Consider the following 16735-nt stretch of genomic DNA (forward strand, 5'->3'; position numbering starts at 1 on the left):
GAACGTGAAGCGGTCCGCCCGGACCTCCACCGAGCGGGTGCATCTGAGCTTGATGCTGGTGCTGACGTTCTCCACCGGCGTGGTCGATGCCGTCGGCTACCTCGGCCTGGATCGAGTGTTCACCGGGAACATGACCGGGAACGTCGTTTTACTGGGGATGGCGATCGCCGGCGCCGACGACTTGCCCGTCGTCCGTCCTGCGCTGGCCCTGGTGTTCTTCATGCTGGGCGCGGCGCTGGCCGGCCGTCTGCTCCGGGGCCGGCCGTCGGCCTGGGGTGGGCGCACCTCGCTGACCCTGTTCGCCGTGACAGCGATCCTCGCGGGGCTTGCCGTCTTCGTCGGCGTCGTGGACGTGCAGGGGGACGACGTACTTGCCGGAATCACCACCTCGCTGCTGGCGGTGGCGATGGGGATCCAGGCCGCCACCGCTCGCGCGCTGAAGGTCGCCGACGTCACCACAGTCGTGGTGACGTCGACCATCACGGCGCTCGCCGCCGACTCGCGGTTCGCGGGGGGCAAGAGCGCGCACTGGCCCCGTCGGCTGCTCGCCATCGGGCTGATCCTGTTGGGCGCGGGCGCCGGGGCACTGGCGCTGCGGTTCGATCTCTGGCTGGGCATCGCCGTGTCCGCGGCGCTCACCCTCCTGGTCGCGATGTGGGGCCACTTGCGCTATCGACGTGACCGGCGCGCACAGCCCGTCGATGCGCCGGACGCCCAATGGCTGTGAATCGCGGCGATCGTTGGCGGGATTCCAGCGGAGTTAAATGACGCCCTTGGGATTGGATCCGAGGCATTCCGTTTGACCCATCACGCGTGCGCCAATCGACAGCTCTGAATCGAGCGACTCGGTGGAGTGATTGACGGGCCGAAGCCGAGGTTTCCGCACCACCAGCGGTCCCACAATAGTTGGGCGGCGGACGTCAAGCGCTAGGAGGGTCTTCCTCCAACAGCGCTCGGATCCCTTCGATAATGACCCCAACACCGAACTGCAGCCCGCCATCATCGAACGTTTTATCCGCGAGGACGCCTGTTGCGATAGTGGAGCGCAGCGCTGGGTAGTCCTCGACGTCGAGTAAGTCGGACAACGACCGCGTTTCATCGTCCGGGCCAGAATCGCGACGCAACCGCGCTGCCGCTGTAACCTGCCCGTCCAACAGAAGTGTCGAACGGAGCGCCGTGCGGGGGCTGAGTCCAGCCGCAGTCAACGCGGCGAGTCCGAATTCAACCCAATCGAGCACACGGGGTGTCTGAGGAAAGCCCGTGATCGGCACGTCTAGCAACCAGGGATGAGCGAAATATCGTTCCGACATAGTGTCTGCATAGAAGCGCATCGCCTCATCCCACGGTCCCATGCGAGGTGCATCAGGCGGCACCGGGCCGATGGCGTAGTCGCGCATGAGCGCGGTCAGTTCAGCCTTGTCGTCAATGTGTCGATAGAGCGACATCGTCCCGACACCGAGCGAGGAGGCGAGCTTCGGCATCGAACACGCCTCGAGTCCTCCGGCGTCTGCCAGAGCAATCCCCGCATCGATGATCTGAGATGTCGTGATCGACGCCCGAGGCCCGCTGCGGCGGGGCTGATCAAGCCCCCAGGCGCGACGAGTGGCTGCTGGATGTTCTGACGGGGCCACAGGTTCTCCTAGACAACGGCGGATTGCGTATGGTTTACTCTATCACTGCGTAAGGTTTACGCATGAGAGGAGAATTCTGATGAAAAAGCGCAGTTTGGCGATGGCGGTGCTCGTTGTCGCGCAGTTCATGGATCTCATGGACGCGATGATCACGAATGTCGCACTACCGTCGATACGCCGCGACCTGGGTGCAACCGATGCTCAGCTGGAATGGACGCTGACGGGCTACATTCTCGCTTTCGCGGTCGTGCTCATCACGGGCGGGCGGCTTGGCGATCTTTTCGGTCGACGTCACATTTTCCTGATTGGTGTCACGATCTTCACGCTCGCGTCGATCGGTGCGGCAGCAGCCCACTCAGGCGGCGAGCTGGTGACGACTCGGATCATTCAAGGTGCAGCCGCCGCGCTGATGGTCCCGCAGGTGCTCGCGACCGCACAGGTGCTATTCGAGCCGCACGAGCGCGGCAAGATCTTCGGTCTGATGAGCGCGTTGGGAGGCGTGGGAGTGCTCACCGGACAGCTACTGGGTGGCTGGCTCGTCGTCGCTGATATCGCCGGCCTCGGCTGGCGCAGCATCTTCCTGATTAATGTGCCGGTCGGAGTAGCGATCCTCATTGCAACTCGACTCCTCGTCCCTGAAACACGCGCGGAACGAGGCGGGCGCCTTGATGGCGTCGGTGTGGTCCTCCTGTCGGCAACCGTGTTCTCGCTCGTGTTTCCGCTCACCGTCGGAAACAGCGTCGACTGGGCCTGGTGGACCTGGGGACTTATCGGCGTCGCGATAGTTCTCGCGGTCGCTTTCGTTGCAGTTGAACGTCGCCGCGGTGACCTGGCGCTTCTACCGCCCCGACTGTTTCGCAGCCGTGGCTTCGCCGTGGGTTCCCTCGTCCAACTCGCGTATCAGGTCGGATGGGGCAGTTTCGCGCTAATGCTCGGCCTTTACACGCAGGAGGCACTGCATTTCTCGGCTTTGGAAGCAGGGCTCGTCATGGTCCCCGTTACCGTCGGCTCCTTCATCGGCACGGCCCTGGCCCCCTTCGCCGCACGGATCGGACGCCCCGCGGTGATCATCGGCGCGGGCGTGCAGATGCTCGGCTTCGTGGCATACGCGATAGTGCTTTCAGCAAGTGGAGCCGCGCTCGGCGTCTGGTCACTAGCTCTGCCGCTTGGCATTGCGGGGGTCGGCATGATTCTGCTGGCCGTGCCCCTGATGGGACTCGCTGTGGCTCAGGTCGACACCGACCAGGCAGGCGCCGCATCCGGAGCCTTTGCGATGTTCCAGCAACTCGGCTACGCCATCGGTATCGCCGTTGCAGGAATCGCATTCTTCGGGGTGATTGGTTCGCACGCACCCCAAGCCGTGTACCAGCAAGCAATCGTCCTCGGCAATGTGATCACGGTGATCGCGTTCGCCGCCGCCGGTGTGGCGGCAATCGCCCTCCCCGCGCGGGTGAAATCTCGTGCGCCCGAACAAACCCTGCTATCTCACTGATCCACACCCCGTCGAAGGACAAGATATGAATTCCTACATTCCCCTCCTCGCCGAAAGCACCGTCGTGCTGACCGGAGCAAGCTCCGGCATCGGCGCCGCCACAGCCCGACGCCTCAGCCACAAAACCCGCCGGCTGATCCTCGTAGGACAGAGCAGCGAGAGACTTGCCGCTACCGCTGCTGAAACCGGAGCCGAGTTCCTGACTGCCGACTACGCAGACCTCGACCAGGTGAGAGCCCTGGCGAGCGAGCTGAGCAGAACCACCGATCACATCGACCTGATGTTCCACAATGCAGGAGCGATGTGGAAAACCCGCGACCTCACTGTCGACGGCAACGAGCGCACCATGCAGGTCAACGCCATCGCGCCATACCTGCTGACACGCTCCCTGGGCCCTCTACTGGAGGGAGGCCGGGTCATCTCCACCACCAGCATCACCGGCCTTCGAACCAGGCCCGGCGATCTAGAACAACTCGACAGCTCGCGCCGATACAAACCCTGGGACGCCTATGCGGCCAGCAAACTGGCGGTCAGCCTCATGGTCCGCGAGTTCACACGCCGAGTACCGGAAACAGAGTTCGCAGACGTCCATCCCGGCGTCGTGACGACAGGGCTCATCCGGCGAATGCCCGGACAGCAACTGCTGGCGGCTTCGCCCCTTCGCACCATCGCAAGCCGCTTCATGTCGACGCCAGAGCAGGCGGCTAACGCACTCATCTCCGCAGGCACGACCCCCCAGTCAATCGCAGGCGTGTTCTTCGACCAGCTAGCTCCTCGAGACCCCGGGAATCTCGTCACCGACCAAAATCTTGCAGCGAAACTATGGAACTCGTTCGCCGACCGATCTCATCTCTCACGGTAGTGCGCTCAGAGGAGGGAAGACAGTTCGGGTCGGCGCCGCCAGACGCATGCGTATCGGATACGACCGTTCATGAGTCGGCCGACACTCTTCTCGCCCAGTGTGGAGTTGATCGCTCGGTGGCGGTGTTCTGTGACCGTTGCGTGGCGTTAGGTGCCGATGACGAGAATGCTGGCCGCGGCTTCGATGACGTCGTCGGTGATGGTTTCGAGCCCGTTGATTTTCAGCACTCGGGCGATCTGGGGGAAGAGTCGTTCGAGGAGGCGGAAGTTGCCGCGGGTGATGCGTTCGATCGCGGCTATGGCCTGCGCGTCGGTGAAGTCGTCGGGGTCGAGTTGTTGTCCTAGGCGTTTCCAGTGGCGTTCGAGGACGAAGAGGAGTTCTTCTCGGCCGAGGGTTCGGTAGTGGTGAGAGAAGCCGAGTCGGCTGTAGAGCTGTGGGTAGTGGCGGAATCGTTGGTCGATTCCGGGCATGCCGATGAGGATCATGGAGAGGTGTTCGCGGTCGTGGCGGTCGCGGAGCAGCTCGAGCGTGGTCGGGGTGAGTCGTTCGGCTTCGTCGATGATGAGCAGTTCGACGAGGTGAGACATGCCTATCGCGTTGGTTGTCGGCTCGGTTTCCTGTGAGCGAAGGTGTTCGTCGGCGCAGATCTCGATCTTCGCTTGCCATCGGTCGATGTCGTGCATGAGGTCTTTGGGTCGGCAGAGGACTTCGGGTGTGTAGAAGACGGTGCGGGATCGGTTGGCGAGGGCGTAGTACTTGGCGTCGTGATCGCCGCGAGGCCCCCACGCGTTGATGTAGGGCTCAAGCGCATCCCAGTTCGCGTATCGGCGGGCGGAGTTGGTCTTACCGACGCCGGCCTCGCCGTGGCAGATGCCGATGGTTCGCTCTTTGCGGACGGCGTTCGCGAACTCGGCGAAGCGCCGGTGCTCCTTGGTGACGATGAAGGCCTGGTTCATCACTCGTCCTCTTCATAGGTGCGTAGCCGGCGACGATGCGGAGTGGGCGCGACGTCGCGCAGCTCTTCCCGTGCGACGGCGGTGGGGATGCGGTCGTTGATGGTGTGTCGGAGTGCTCGGCGGCGGGCTCGGCGGGCGGTTTCGATGTCGCGGAGGCTGAGTCGGAGATTGGGGTGGGCTTCGTCGACGGCGACGCAGACGAAGGTGTCGCGGTCGTACACGCGGATCTCGGAGATGTCGCGCGGGTCGTAGCGGATCGTGATCGTGTGCCCGACAAAGGGGGCGAGTGTCGGGGCGAGGTAGCGCTGGCCTTGGAAGTGGATACCGTCCCGCTGCACCACCCGGTTCTTCGGGACGGTGAGCAGGAGGCCGTCGAGTTGTTCCAGGCTGTCGGGCATTCGCGGAAGCCACCCATCCGCGACCGACACATCCCGAGGCGAAACTCCGAGTTCGCGGTGTGGGCGCGCGTTGTACATCCCTATGAACGCGCCGAGCGCCTGGTCCAGGGCGGCCAGATCGAGAGCGGGGTGAGGGTGTTTGCTGCCGGGTCCGAGGTGTCCGGGGAGAGTGGAGAGAAGCTCGGTGTTGATGGTGCGGAACAAGCGTTCGATCTTGCCGCGGCCTTGGGGCCGGCCCACGGTGGAGTGGATGATCCGGATGCGCAGCTCGATGGCGGTGCGTTCGAGGTGATGGCTGGTGAAGTCGGAGCCGTGGTCGACGTGGAGAACGTCGGGAATGCCGCACATCGCCCATGTGGGGTCGGTCTTGCGCCAGATCGCCTGCCGGAGCGCGAGGGCCGTGTTCATCGCTGAGGGGGCACCGGTGAAGACTGTGTATCCGCAGATCGCGCGTGAGTGGTCGTCGATCACGATCGTGAGCCAGGGTCGATCAGACTTGCCGCCTGCGGCACTGGTAACGAGGATGTCGAGTTCGGTGTGATCGGCCTGCCAGATCTCGTTGGGTCGATCGGCTCGACGTCGGTACACCAGCTCGTGTCGATCGCGATACGCGGTGGGTCCATCCAGCGCGAGCGTCACGAGCGCTGGATCGAGGGACTGCACAATGTCTCTGACGGTGGCGTAGCTGGCACCGCTAGGCCCTGCCGCTTCGCTTCGGTGCTGACAAGGCGATGCAGCGTCGCGAGCGCTGGCCTCGGTTTGGTCAACGCGAGGCGCTCGATGAACGCAACCAACTCGGCCGCCGTGCGACGAGTCCCCGCGTCGGCTCTCGGATGAGGGTCGAGTGCAGTGATGCCGTGGTCTCGGTAGAGCTGATTCCAGCGTTGCAACGTCCGCAGGCCGATCCCGGTTTCTTTGGCTAGAGCGGTGAGAGGTATCTGGTCCTCGACATGAAGTCGAAGAATCCGCCACCGCTCCTCACCGCTCATGACATCACTACATGGTGATGCTCTCGCGGCCGGCGAGGGCTTGCTGGTGGCGGTAGAGAGTGGCGCGACTCCAGCCGACGAGCCGTGCTGCGTCCTCGGCGGTGCGCCCCTTGGCTCGAGCATCGGCCGCGATCGCGAGCTTGTCGGCGATCACTGCCGGGTCCGATAGCGGTCGCCCGAATCTGGTGCCACTCTGTCGAGCTGCGGCGATGCCGGCATTCACGCGCTCGACAATGAGCTCGCGCTCGTACTCAGCGAGAGTGGCGAGCATGTTCAACATCAACCGGCCCGTCGACGTCGTCGGATCGATCCCGTCCGAGATGGAGCGGACGTGAATGTCGCGCTCGCGCAACAGGTTCACAGTGTTCAGCACGTCGACCAGGGAGCGGCCGAGGCGATCGACTCGCCAGACGACGACCGTGTCACCGGACTCCGCGTGCTCGAGGAGCTTCCTCATGCCACGGCGTTCGATCGCGGTCTTGCTCCCGGACGTCACATCGGCGAACACGTCGCGCTTCTGGACACCAGCCGCGACGAGAGCGTCGAGTTGCAGCTGCGCATCTTGACTCGATGTGCTCACGCGGGTGTATCCAAGAAGTCTCACTCGGCCATTGTGACTCACAAAACCCTTACCGGCACTACCCTGAGACACTTTGCAGTGAGACGAATTTCTGAGACAGGCGACGACCGAGGATGGCGGGAAGCAGTAGTCAAGCAAGCACCAGCCGGCCAATGTCTCAAAAAGCTGTACTTTCCTGAGACGGGTGTCAGTGGCTGCGACGACGCCGTAGATCGCTGCCTCGCGACGGGGCTCTCCTGACTAGCGGCATTGATCGCGCGGTTGTATCTCGAGGACGGCGACCTTATCGCTGGCCGCGGCGAAGTCGGAACTTGACGACGCGGTTTGCTGGCTTCAGCCATCCGGGCAACGTGCCTGTACCGGACATGTGCGTGCTCCTTTGTGAGGTTGACGGGTGGGCTAGTGCGTGACGGTGAGGCGGTCTGCGGCTTTCGCGATGACGAGTGTGTAGTGATTCGGGCTGGTGGGAGCGGTGCTGCGGTAACCGGGTCCGATCGCGCCGAGTTCTTGACCGTCGATGTGGATGTGGCTCGCTCCGCCGACGATGTGGACTCCGACGGGGACTCCGGACGGGCGACGTAGGCGGAGGTTGCGGACTGGGCCATCGATCCGGATCTCGACCGCACCGAGGGGGGTGGGCAGGTCGAGTGCCGTGTCTGCTAGAGCACTGTCGAAGCTCAGACTCGTCAGGGTCAGGGCTGTCAGGGTCGCGGTGATACCTGCGGCCGCGTCGTAGACGTGCACGTTCCAGGGCACGTGCGCTGACAGTTCGATGGACCCCTCGCCCTGGTCGCTGGCGAGGGGGTGCAGGCGCCGCTTGTAGCGCACGGTCACCGTTCCGTTCTCATCGCCGACAGTGGGGATGAGACCCCGAAAGTGCGCGTGATAGAGCTGGCCAGGCTTGATGTTGTCGGCGATTGTGAGGTTGGCTGCGCCGCCAGAGATACGGAGTTCTCCCGCCGTTGCGGCGGCGAGGTCGCCGGTTGCGTCGAGTGTGCTGGGGTTGGTCATGAGGTCATTCCTTTCAGAGGTTCTTGCTGGTCGGGTGCGTCGTGGACTTGGAGCGCCGCGCGGGTACGGACGGCAGCGATGCTGGGGAGCAGCAGACTCGCCACGGCCGCGATCGCAGCCGCGGTCACGGCAACCCAGGCGGCGGTGAGGAAGGCGTCGCGCATGGTGGCCGAGTCGAAGGAGGTGCCGATGATCCCGAAGAACACCACGCCGACCACAGCAACACCGAGACCGGCACCGACCTGCTGGAAGGTGCTGAGGGCGCCCGATGCCGACCCGGCGTTGTCTACCGGGACCGTGGCGAGGGCGACGTCGAGCAGCGGAACCACGAGCAGCCCCAGGCCGATGCCGGCCAACCCCAGCGGGAGGATGAAGTCGGAAATGGTGAGCGCGTCGCCGCGGTCGCTGACGACGGCGATGGACCATGCTACGCCCGCTCCTTGCAGGATCGAGCCGGCCAGGACGAGGAGCTTGCCGAACTTGGCGGTGAGTGGCACGGAAACGCCGCTGCCGAGGATCGCTCCGAGGCTGAAAGGCAGTATCGATAGGCCCGCGTCCCACGCGGTGTATCCGAGCCCGGATTGCAGATAGATGGTGAGAATCAGGAAGTAGCTGGCGACTCCGGCCTGGAAGGCGAGCTGGACGACTAGGCCGGCGCTGAAACCGCGGTCGCGGAACAGACTCATCGGCAACAATGGCGCACGGGACGCGGCCGCGCGGCGGCATTGGTGCCAGACGAACAGGGCGAGCAGGATCGGGGACAGGGCCATGAGGGCAAACATCCACCACGGCCAGTCCAATTGCCGGCCCTCAACCAGCGGGTAGACCAGCGCAAGCACTCCGGACATCGCGAGCACCACGCCGAGCACGTCGAGGCGGGGGGCCTGCTCGGATCGCGTCTCGGGGATGAACAGCAGCGCACCCACTAGGAGCAGGATGCCGATGGGGACGTTGATGAGGAAGATGGATCGCCACCCGATCCCGAAGGCATCGCTGGTAATGAGAGCGCCGCCAACCAGGGGACCCGCCACGGCGGCGAGCCCGGTGACGGCCCCGGCGATCCCGTAGACGGCCGCGCGTTCGCGCGGCTGGAACAGCGCTTGGATGATCGAGAGCACCTGCGGGACCATTACGCCGGCGAAGGCGCCCTGCACGACTCGCAGCGAAACCAAGGCGTCGCCGGACGTGGCGAGCCCCGCGAGCATCGACGCGGCGGTAAAGCCGACCACGCCCACGATGAACACGAGGCGCCGCCCCAGAATGTCCCCGAGGCGCCCGCCAGTGACCAGCAGCGCGGCAAAGGCCAACAAGTAGCCGCTGACCAGCCACTCTAACTGCGCCGGCGACGCACCCAGCTCCTGCTCGATTGCCGGCAGCGCAACGTTGACGATCGTGTTGTCCAAAAGGTCCATGAACGAGGCGAACAGCAGCACGCTGACCGCAACGATTCGGTTCCCGGCGTGTAGTCGTGCCATCGGAGCTCCTCCGCTAAGATTTCGGTTATGGGATCTTCCCTAATTTGAATATCTCCCATTATGGGATAATCCCACATTGGAGATATTACTCGGAAAGGTGTGGAATGTCCAGTCCGAACAGCACGCGCATACAGCGGGCCTTCCAGGGCGCGCTCGTCAACGCGGTGCTCGGCAACGAGCGCATCGCGCGCGAGTTCGACATGCTCGTCACCGACCTCCAGACGCTGCACCTGCTCGTCCTGCGCGAAGACGTGCGCACACCTAAGCAGCTCAGCCAGACCGCGGGTCTGCCCACGAGCACCGTGACGCGGGTCCTCGACCGACTCGAAGCAGTCGGCTACCTGCGGCGCGCGCATGATCCGCAGGACCGACGACGAATCAACATCGAACTCATCGCCGAGAAGATCGCGCCGATCATCAGCCGATACGAGAAGTACACCGATACCATCGACCGGACTAACGCAGAGTTCACCGAAGAAGAACTGGGCACCGTCGCCCGCTACCTCGAGCAGACCAGCTCAACCTTCTAAAACGCCACGAACTCTCGCCACTACGCAAGTCACGCGCTCGCCCGCCGATGTTCACGCAGATTTACGGTGCGGTCTAGATCAGCCGAGGCATCTTTCGATGAACTGGTCCCCGGAAGTTGGACTGATGACTTCAGTTCCGATTTCCGGGGGCCAGTTTCGTGTATCTAGGTAGTTCGCTATCAGAGCGTCAGCGTGAAGCAGCGATAGTGTTGTTCGAGGCCGAGTGGAGCTGGGGTGCTGCCGCCAGGCATCTCGGGGTTCGGGAGAACCCGGTGCATCGGCTTTATGACCGTTGGCGGGTTCGTGGGAGCGGGGCCTTGGTGACGAAGCCGACCAAGCGTTCGTTTTCGTTCGAGTTCAAGCTTGACGTCGTGCGCAGGTTCTTGGCGGGCGAGACGAAGGTCGCGCTGGCTCGCGAGTTCGATCTGTCCTCGCCGAAGCTGATTGAGACGTGGGCGCGGAAGTACCGGAATGAGGGCGAGGAAGCGCTAAGACCGAGCTCTCCCGGCAAATCAGTGGAGACTGACTCCGCTCCGAGTGAATCGACCGAGGTAGTGCGGATGCGGCGCGAGAATGAGCGGCTTCGGGCGGAGGTCGCATACTTGGGAAAATTGAGGGCCTTGAGGGCGCAAGAACGACGGTGAAGGTCCGCGCTGTCGTCTCCCTCAAGGCTGAGCACCGGCTCGACCTGCTGCTCCAGATCGCGGGATTGCCCCGTTCAACGTTCTTCTATCAGCAGGCGCGGCTGGACGTCCCGGATCCGCAGGCCGAGCTGAAAGTCGCGATCACGGAGATATTCTCCGCCAACAAGTCCCGTTACGGGCATCGCCGCGTGCATCGGGAACTACTCAACGCCGGCGGGCAGGTGGCGAAGAAGACCGTTCTGAAACTCATGCGCGACCTCGGGCTTGTCTGCCGTTCGCGCCGCAAGCGCCGTTACGTGTCGTATCAGGGCGAGGTCGGCCAGATCGCCGACAACCTCCTGAATCGCGAGTTCACCACGGACACCCCGAACCAGAAGTGGGTCACCGACGTAACCGAGTTCCGGGTCGGCGATCGCAAGCTCTACCTCTCGCCGATCATGGATCTGTTTGACCGGCAGATCATCGCCTATTCGATCGGCACGTCACCGAGCCTGCAGCTGACGAACGCGCCACTGCGTGAGGTGATCGCAACGCTCGAGGCCGGGCAGTATCCGCTGGTTCATTCCGACCAAGGGTTCCAGTATCAACATCGCTCCTGGCGGCAAATACTCGCCGATACCGGGGCGACACAGTCGATGTCCCGCAAGGGCAACTGCTACGACAATGCGGTCATCGAGAACTTCTTCGGCCACCTCAAAGAAGAATGCTTCCACCACGTCCGCTACCTGGACATCGACGCGCTAGAGACAGCCCTGCATGAGTACATCCGCTGGTACAACGACGACCGCCTCTCAGAACGACTCGAGGGCCTGAGCCCGGTGCGATACCGGACCCAGACCCTCGCGGCCTAGACTCTCTAACTGGACAGTCCAACAAATGGGGACCAGTTCAAAGAGAGCGTAGAGCGGGCCGCCACCCCAAAAGGGATGGCGGCCCGTCAACCTGAGGGCGTCAGTGCCCGGACGTGACTTCTGCTTCCTTCACGACCTCGCCGTGCTTTCCCTTGTTGAGGCGCTGCACGATCAGCCCGATTGCGACGACGACGACAGCGAGAATAGCCGTGGCGTACAGTTCGAGCTTCAGATCTGAACCGATGGCCATGTAGATCAGCACCACCGGAATGAAGATGATCACGAGCCAGGTCAGTACCGGGAATGCCCACATCTTGATCGGCATTTCGGTTCCGGCCGCCTCTGTCTTGGCACGCAGCCGTAGCTGTGAAACGGCGATCACGAGGTATACCAGCAGAGCGACGGCGCCCGATGTCGCCAGCAGCGTGCTGAACACTGCCTCCGGTGCCAGGAAGTTGAATCCGACCGCGATGAAGCCGACCACTGTCGAGAGCAGCACCGCATTCGTAGGCACGCCATTCTTCGACACCTTGGCTATGGACTTCGGCGCATCGCCTCGCTGTGCCAGCGAGAACATCATCCGGGACGCGGTGTACAAGGCCGAGTTCAGGCAGGAGGCGACGGCGACCAGGATCACGATATCGATAATGATCTTGGCGTTCGGGATGCCGATCGCGTCGAGTGCCGACTGGAACGAGCCATTCGCGGCGAGCACCTCGGAATTCCAGGGCACCAGCGAGACCACGAGGAAGATCGAGGCTACGTAGAACAGGCTGATCCGCCAGATGACCGAGTTCGTCGCCTTGCGGATCTCCTTTGCCGGGTTGGCCGACTCGGCGGCGGCAATGGTGACGATCTCGGTTCCCATGAAAGTGAACATCGTGGTCAGCAAGGCAGCAGGAACGGCTCCGAATCCATTCGGAAAGAAGCCACCGTCGCTAACCAGGTGCTCGGCACCGCTGACGTTGGATCCCGGCAGCAGGCCGAGGACGGCCAGGCCGGCGATGACGATGAATCCGATGATTGCGACGACCTTCAACAGGGCGAACCAGAACTCGAACTCGCCGTAGTTGCCGACGCTTACCAGGTTGGTGATGGTCAGGATCAGGGTGATGCCCAACGCCCATATCCAGGTTGCGACAGCGGGAATCCAGCTGTTGAGGATGATTGCCGCTGCGACGGCTTCGAGTGGGATGACCAGGACCCAGAACCACCAGTACAGCCAGCCGATGCTGAAGCCGGCCCAGCGACCGATGCTGCGATCCGCGTATGTGGAGAATGACCCGGAGTCCGGATTCGCTGCGGCCATCTCGCCGAGCATCCGCATCACGAGGACCACCAGCAGCCCGGCCGTCAGGTAGGCGATCAGAACTGCCGGTCCGGCGAGGGCGATTGCCTTGGACGAGCCGACGAAAAGTCCGGCCCCGATTACGCCAGCGATCGAAATCATCGTGACATGCCGGGACTTCAGGCCTGTTCCGAGGGTGCCGGATGTGCCTTGTTTCGTTTCACCTTTGGGGGGCGACGAATCGATTGCCATATTTGTCCTGTTTCTAATCTGCATGGAGGAACGCCGGTAGCCGTTCGCTGTCTAGCCGAGAAGAAAACTTACGCCAGTTTGTGGCCCACGTCATCTTGTGCCTTCAACACCCGGTATGCCCACCACAGCTCGAACCGGGCGTCGGGGTCGTCAAATGAAGCGTCGAGCAGCTCGGCGATCTGCCGAATCCGGTATCGGACGGTGTGCCGATGCACGCCCAGTTCGGTGGCGGCGCCATCCCAGGCTCCCGAGTGGTTGAGCCAGCAGCCGAGGGTTGTCAGCAGGTCGGTGTTGTGCTGTGCGTCGTATCCGATCACCGGCGCGAGCCTTTCTTCCGCCAGCAGCCGCAGACCGGGAAGTCTGGTAAGCACCTGCATGCCGTCTGCGGTGAGGTCGCCGAACCAGCGGATTCCGGTGCCGCCGCTGGCATCGACCGCCGTACGGGCTTCGGAGACGGCCTGGCCGATATCGGCCCAGTTGTGCCGCGCGCTGACGCCGAGGCTGACTTCAGCAGTGCGGGCGCTGAAGTCAGCAAGTTCGGCTGCCTCATTCGCCCGGCAGACGATTACCAGCTCTGAGTTCGCCAAGGCATGGAAGAATCCGGATCCGGCCAGCTCTATCCCTTTCTGGGCCGGTTTCTGCTCCGCAGATTGGATGAGCCGATCCTGACGGATGTGGAGCAATGTCGCTTCTGCCCTCTGTGCCAGGGCCTCTTCGACGGCCTCCAGCTGCGCGGCGGATCCGCGGACGAGGAGTGCCGTCACGGGGGATCGGGGCAGCGGCGTGCCCAGCGCGCGAACCGTCTGCCGGACGGATTCCAGCTGGCCGTTCAGTAATTGCGCCAGTAGCGCCGAGCGCAGCGAAGCTCGTGCTGCCGTGAGTTCGGTGTCCTGTCGTAGCGAGATGGCGGTCAGTGCGACGGCGCTGGCCAGCAGGGTGTTCACCGACGAGGTGACCGAGGTGTTTCCACCGAGCAACAGCACGCCCTGTACCTGACGGCCAGCGCCGAGTGCGTGCATGACAACTGTCCGATCCGGTGCGGTGACGCTGGCCGTCCCACGGGGTGGTCCCGCGAGCAGACGCCGGATGTCGGCGTCGAAGTCCGCGATCAGTTCATTGCCGCCGATCCTGGATCCGGCGCTGTGCAGCGGGGCGCCATCCATCCCGCAATGCACGACCCATCGTCCGGTGGCCTTTGCGAGCTGGTCGATCACCGCGGGGATGCCGCCACCCAACGAGGCGGCGCGGGAGAGAGCGCGCTGCGAATTGAGCAGCCACAATTCCTCTTCGCGCTGTTCGGCTGCGATCGCTTCGGCGACTGTCCTTACTATGGCGATGAATGGCGTTGGCTTCGGCACGGCCAGCAGAGTCAGTCCGCTCGCCATGCAGGCGTCGGCGAGGGCAGCCGGCACCTTCCGGTGGCCCAGACCGACGCCGAATGCCAGGCCCGCCACTCTCGCGGCTACGAGGCGGCGCACGTAGGTCCGGCAGGCTTTGGGGGTCAGCTCGCGGGAACGACCGAGCGTGAGTATCAGCTCGCCACCATTGAGATAGGGCTTCGGATCGTCGAGTTCGGTGGCGTGCGCCCAGGTGATTTCGGCGTCAAGGTCTCCCTCGACGATGACCTGGAGGTCGAGATCCTGGTCGTCGGTGAGGGAACGCAGGGAAATCGCCATCCCACCATCATCCCATTACTACGCCAAAATGAACTATTCAGTCCGCTACTTCTGCCGAAACGTACAAAGACACCGAAGCGGTCGCGGGCGTAATCTCGCCTTATGACTTCCACGCATGAAGATGCCGCGGTTCCAGGCGGCCCGGCGCTCACCCAGGAGCGCAAACTGGTTACGGAAATCCCCGGCCCACGCTCGGTCGAATTGCAGGCCCGCAAGTCGGCCGCAGTTGCCGCAGGTGTCAGCCAGACACTGCCTGTGTACATCACGGCAGCGGGCGGCGGAATCCTGCGCGATGTCGACGGCAATCAGCTGATCGACTTCGGTGCCGGCATTGCCGTCGTCAACGTTGGTAACTCCGCACCCGAAGTTGTTTCCCGGGTACAGGACCAGGTTGCGCGATTTACCCACACCTGTTTCATGGTCACGCCGTACGAGGGATACATCGAGGTTGCCGAGGCGATCAATCGGCTGACTCCCGGCGACCATGCCAAGAAGACCGCACTCTTCAACTCCGGTGCCGAGGCAGTCGAGAATGCGGTGAAGATCGCGCGTCATGCCACCGGCCGAGACGCCGTTGTCGTATTCGATCACGCCTACCATGGCCGTACGAACCTGACCATGGCAATGACCGCGAAGAACATGCCGTACAAGGATGGCTTCGGTCCCTTCGCCGGCGAAATCTACCGCGCTCCGATGTCGTACCCCCTGCGCGACAATGACGCGGCCGGCACCAAGCTCTCCGGCGCTGACGCCGCGAAGCGTGCCATCTCGATGATCGAAAAGCAGGTCGGGGCCAAGAACCTCGCCGCAATCGTGATTGAACCGATCCAGGGCGAGGGCGGCTTCATCGTTCCCGCTCCCGGATTCCTGCCGACCCTGGTCGAGTGGGCGAAGGAAAACGGAGTGGTCTTTGTCGCCGACGAGGTCCAGACCGGCTTCGCCCGCACCGGACAGCTGTTCGCCTGTGAAGACGAGAACATCGTTCCCGACCTGATGACTGTGGCCAAGGGAATCGCCGGCGGCCTGCCGCTGGCAGCGGTGACCGGCCGCGCCGAAATCATGGACGCCGTGCACGGCGGCGGCCTGGGCGGAACCTACGGCGGCAACCCGGTCGCCTGCGCCGCGGCTCTTGGCGTGATCGCGACGATCGAAAAGGAAGACCTGATCGGCAAGGCCGCGCACATCGGCGAGCTGATGACCGAGCGGCTGACCACGATGAAGGGGAAGTTCCCGGTCATCGGCGACCTGCGTGGACGCGGCGCAATGATCGCCATCGAGATCACCAAGCCGGGAACCATCGAGCCAGATGCTGCGACCACAGCTGCGGTGGCCAAGGCCGCGCACGCTGCCGGTCTGCTGGTGCTGGTCACCGGAACGTACGGAAACGTGCTGCGCTTCCTGCCGCCGCTGGTTATCTCGGACGACCTGCTTAACGAGGGCCTGGACATCCTGGACGAGGCGTTCGCCGCCATCGTCGAATAGGGCACTCAGGCGCCGGCACTAACTTCGGCACCCGGCAGATCGCCTCGGACCAAACTGGTCCGGGGCGATCTGCTTTGTGCTCGGCCCGGAGTACAAATGCATGTGCTGGCCACGCGTTCGCAATCTACGCGCCGTCTGACTGCAGTTGGGTGTTCTCACGTAGTCTGCGAAGGCCCAGCGGATACGACCTCCCTGGATTGCCGGTTGGGCGCCGGGTGCAGGAGTGTGGGATTTGCAAAACAGTGCTGATCAGAACCGTCGTCCTGAAGAGGGCGACATCGTGGCAGCTCAGCCAAACTCGAAGCGGGCCAGGATCAAGGCACGAATCGGTAGAACGGGACTCATCATCGGTGAGTTGACTATGTATGACAGTCAGAACCAGGCATACGTCGATGACCGCAACGGAGAGCCGCATGTTGTTGACGCCCGCCGAATTCGACTGGCAACTGAGCTCGAGAAGCTGAATTCCGGGTACGAGGACTTGGACTTCTGATTTTCTAGCCCATTCCGGTCAAGTGACCAGGGTGAGGTGCCGCCCGGATTAGGTTCCGGGTGACGCCTCTTGTCCGGTGACCGGGGAGCCGTGCTTATTGACGCGCACAGTCTGGGGTACCGCTC

The 16735-nt window shown here is 63.4% G+C and carries 17 protein-coding genes; 8 read left to right on the forward strand and 9 right to left on the reverse strand.

Features of this window, described 5'->3' with window-relative positions:
- The first annotated feature begins 4 nt into the window (after window positions 1-4).
- Complete coding sequence (locus tag LWF01_RS01755; RefSeq protein WP_349639318.1) at window positions 5-727, forward strand: YoaK family protein; 723 nt, start codon at window positions 5-7, stop codon at window positions 725-727.
- A gap of 193 nt (window positions 728-920) precedes the next feature.
- Here the strand turns inward: LWF01_RS01755 and LWF01_RS01760 are convergent, their stop codons facing one another.
- Window positions 921-1631: a TetR/AcrR family transcriptional regulator gene (locus LWF01_RS01760; RefSeq protein ID WP_349639319.1), complete on the reverse strand. Its 711-nt coding sequence runs from the start codon at window positions 1629-1631 to the stop codon at window positions 921-923.
- A gap of 79 nt (window positions 1632-1710) precedes the next feature.
- On the opposite strand from LWF01_RS01760, the gene LWF01_RS01765 reads away from it, so the two are divergent.
- A complete protein-coding gene (locus tag LWF01_RS01765) occupies window positions 1711-3123 on the forward strand; it encodes an MFS transporter (RefSeq protein WP_349639320.1) in 1413 nt (470 codons plus the stop codon).
- A 25-nt stretch (window positions 3124-3148) separates the two neighbouring features.
- On the forward strand, window positions 3149-3985 hold the full coding sequence (locus tag LWF01_RS01770; protein WP_349639321.1) for an SDR family NAD(P)-dependent oxidoreductase: 837 nt from the start codon (window positions 3149-3151) through the stop codon (window positions 3983-3985).
- Between the two features lie 146 nt (window positions 3986-4131).
- Here the strand turns inward: LWF01_RS01770 and LWF01_RS01775 are convergent, their stop codons facing one another.
- The 6 genes from LWF01_RS01775 to LWF01_RS01800 form a co-directional block, all read right to left on the reverse strand.
- On the reverse strand, window positions 4132-4941 hold the full coding sequence (locus LWF01_RS01775) for an AAA family ATPase (RefSeq protein WP_349639322.1): 810 nt from the start codon (window positions 4939-4941) through the stop codon (window positions 4132-4134).
- On the reverse strand, window positions 4941-6002 hold the full coding sequence (locus LWF01_RS01780) for a TnsB C-terminal domain-containing protein (protein ID WP_349639323.1): 1062 nt from the start codon (window positions 6000-6002) through the stop codon (window positions 4941-4943). Before LWF01_RS01780 ends, LWF01_RS01775 begins: the two co-directional genes overlap by 1 nt.
- Window positions 5975-6451, reverse strand: a complete 477-nt coding sequence (locus LWF01_RS01785) for a helix-turn-helix domain-containing protein (protein ID WP_349639324.1) — start codon at window positions 6449-6451, stop codon at window positions 5975-5977. The genes LWF01_RS01780 and LWF01_RS01785 overlap by 28 nt, the downstream gene beginning before the upstream one ends.
- Window positions 6336-6932 carry a recombinase family protein gene (locus LWF01_RS01790; RefSeq protein WP_349639325.1) on the reverse strand — a complete coding sequence of 199 codons (597 nt, stop codon included), beginning with the start codon at window positions 6930-6932 and terminating at the stop codon, window positions 6336-6338. The genes LWF01_RS01785 and LWF01_RS01790 overlap by 116 nt, the downstream gene beginning before the upstream one ends.
- Before the next feature lie 375 nt (window positions 6933-7307).
- A complete protein-coding gene (locus LWF01_RS01795) occupies window positions 7308-7919 on the reverse strand; it encodes a hypothetical protein (RefSeq protein WP_349639326.1) in 612 nt (203 codons plus the stop codon).
- Window positions 7916-9394, reverse strand: coding sequence for an MFS transporter (locus LWF01_RS01800; protein WP_349639327.1), 1479 nt, complete (start codon window positions 9392-9394; stop codon window positions 7916-7918). The genes LWF01_RS01795 and LWF01_RS01800 overlap by 4 nt, the downstream gene beginning before the upstream one ends.
- Window positions 9395-9498: 104 nt before the next feature.
- Here LWF01_RS01800 and LWF01_RS01805 point away from each other — a divergent pair, with 104 nt between their 5' ends.
- From LWF01_RS01805 to LWF01_RS01815, 3 genes are all read left to right on the forward strand, one after another.
- Window positions 9499-9924, forward strand: a complete 426-nt coding sequence (locus tag LWF01_RS01805; RefSeq protein ID WP_349639328.1) for a MarR family winged helix-turn-helix transcriptional regulator — start codon at window positions 9499-9501, stop codon at window positions 9922-9924.
- Window positions 9925-10130: 206 nt separating this feature from the next.
- A complete protein-coding gene (locus LWF01_RS01810; RefSeq protein ID WP_349639329.1) occupies window positions 10131-10568 on the forward strand; it encodes a helix-turn-helix domain-containing protein in 438 nt (145 codons plus the stop codon).
- A complete protein-coding gene (locus LWF01_RS01815) occupies window positions 10565-11419 on the forward strand; it encodes an IS3 family transposase (protein WP_349639330.1) in 855 nt (284 codons plus the stop codon). Before LWF01_RS01810 ends, LWF01_RS01815 begins: the two co-directional genes overlap by 4 nt.
- A 100-nt stretch (window positions 11420-11519) precedes the next feature.
- On the opposite strand, the gene LWF01_RS01820 is transcribed toward LWF01_RS01815, so the two are convergent.
- The gene (locus LWF01_RS01820) at window positions 11520-12959 is read right to left on the reverse strand and encodes an amino acid permease (protein WP_349639331.1); all 1440 of its coding nucleotides are present in this window, start codon (window positions 12957-12959) and stop codon (window positions 11520-11522) included.
- A 68-nt stretch (window positions 12960-13027) separates the two neighbouring features.
- Window positions 13028-14635, reverse strand: coding sequence for a PucR family transcriptional regulator (locus tag LWF01_RS01825; RefSeq protein WP_349639332.1), 1608 nt, complete (start codon window positions 14633-14635; stop codon window positions 13028-13030).
- Between the two features lie 102 nt (window positions 14636-14737).
- Here LWF01_RS01825 and gabT point away from each other — a divergent pair, with 102 nt between their 5' ends.
- Entirely contained in the window at window positions 14738-16117 is a 1380-nt protein-coding gene (gene gabT / locus LWF01_RS01830) for a 4-aminobutyrate--2-oxoglutarate transaminase (RefSeq protein WP_349639333.1), read from the forward strand.
- A gap of 232 nt (window positions 16118-16349) precedes the next feature.
- The gene (locus tag LWF01_RS01835) at window positions 16350-16610 is read left to right on the forward strand and encodes a hypothetical protein (protein WP_349639334.1); all 261 of its coding nucleotides are present in this window, start codon (window positions 16350-16352) and stop codon (window positions 16608-16610) included.
- Window positions 16611-16735: the final 125 nt, after the last annotated feature.

Origin of the sequence: Saxibacter everestensis, from assembly GCF_025787225.1 — a bacterium.
Classification (GTDB): Bacteria; Actinomycetota; Actinomycetes; order Actinomycetales; family Brevibacteriaceae; genus Saxibacter; species Saxibacter everestensis.

Bases quoted from the DNA above. Each gene is read 5' to 3' on its own strand.
- LWF01_RS01765 (WP_349639320.1), top strand. From the start codon at position 1,711: ATGAAAAAGCGCAGTTTGGCGATGGCGGTGCTCGTTGTCGCGCAGTTC.
- LWF01_RS01770 (WP_349639321.1), top strand. From the start codon at position 3,149: ATGAATTCCTACATTCCCCTCCTCGCCGAAAGCACCGTCGTGCTGACC.
- LWF01_RS01775 (WP_349639322.1), bottom strand. From the start codon at position 4,941: ATGAACCAGGCCTTCATCGTCACCAAGGAGCACCGGCGCTTCGCCGAG.
- LWF01_RS01785 (WP_349639324.1), bottom strand. From the start codon at position 6,451: ATGCTCGAGCCAAGGGGCGCACCGCCGAGGACGCAGCACGGCTCGTCG.
- LWF01_RS01795 (WP_349639326.1), bottom strand. From the start codon at position 7,919: ATGACCAACCCCAGCACACTCGACGCAACCGGCGACCTCGCCGCCGCA.
- LWF01_RS01800 (WP_349639327.1), bottom strand. From the start codon at position 9,394: ATGGCACGACTACACGCCGGGAACCGAATCGTTGCGGTCAGCGTGCTG.
- LWF01_RS01805 (WP_349639328.1), top strand. From the start codon at position 9,499: ATGTCCAGTCCGAACAGCACGCGCATACAGCGGGCCTTCCAGGGCGCG.
- LWF01_RS01820 (WP_349639331.1), bottom strand. From the start codon at position 12,959: ATGGCAATCGATTCGTCGCCCCCCAAAGGTGAAACGAAACAAGGCACA.
- LWF01_RS01825 (WP_349639332.1), bottom strand. From the start codon at position 14,635: ATGGCGATTTCCCTGCGTTCCCTCACCGACGACCAGGATCTCGACCTC.
- gabT (WP_349639333.1), top strand. From the start codon at position 14,738: ATGACTTCCACGCATGAAGATGCCGCGGTTCCAGGCGGCCCGGCGCTC.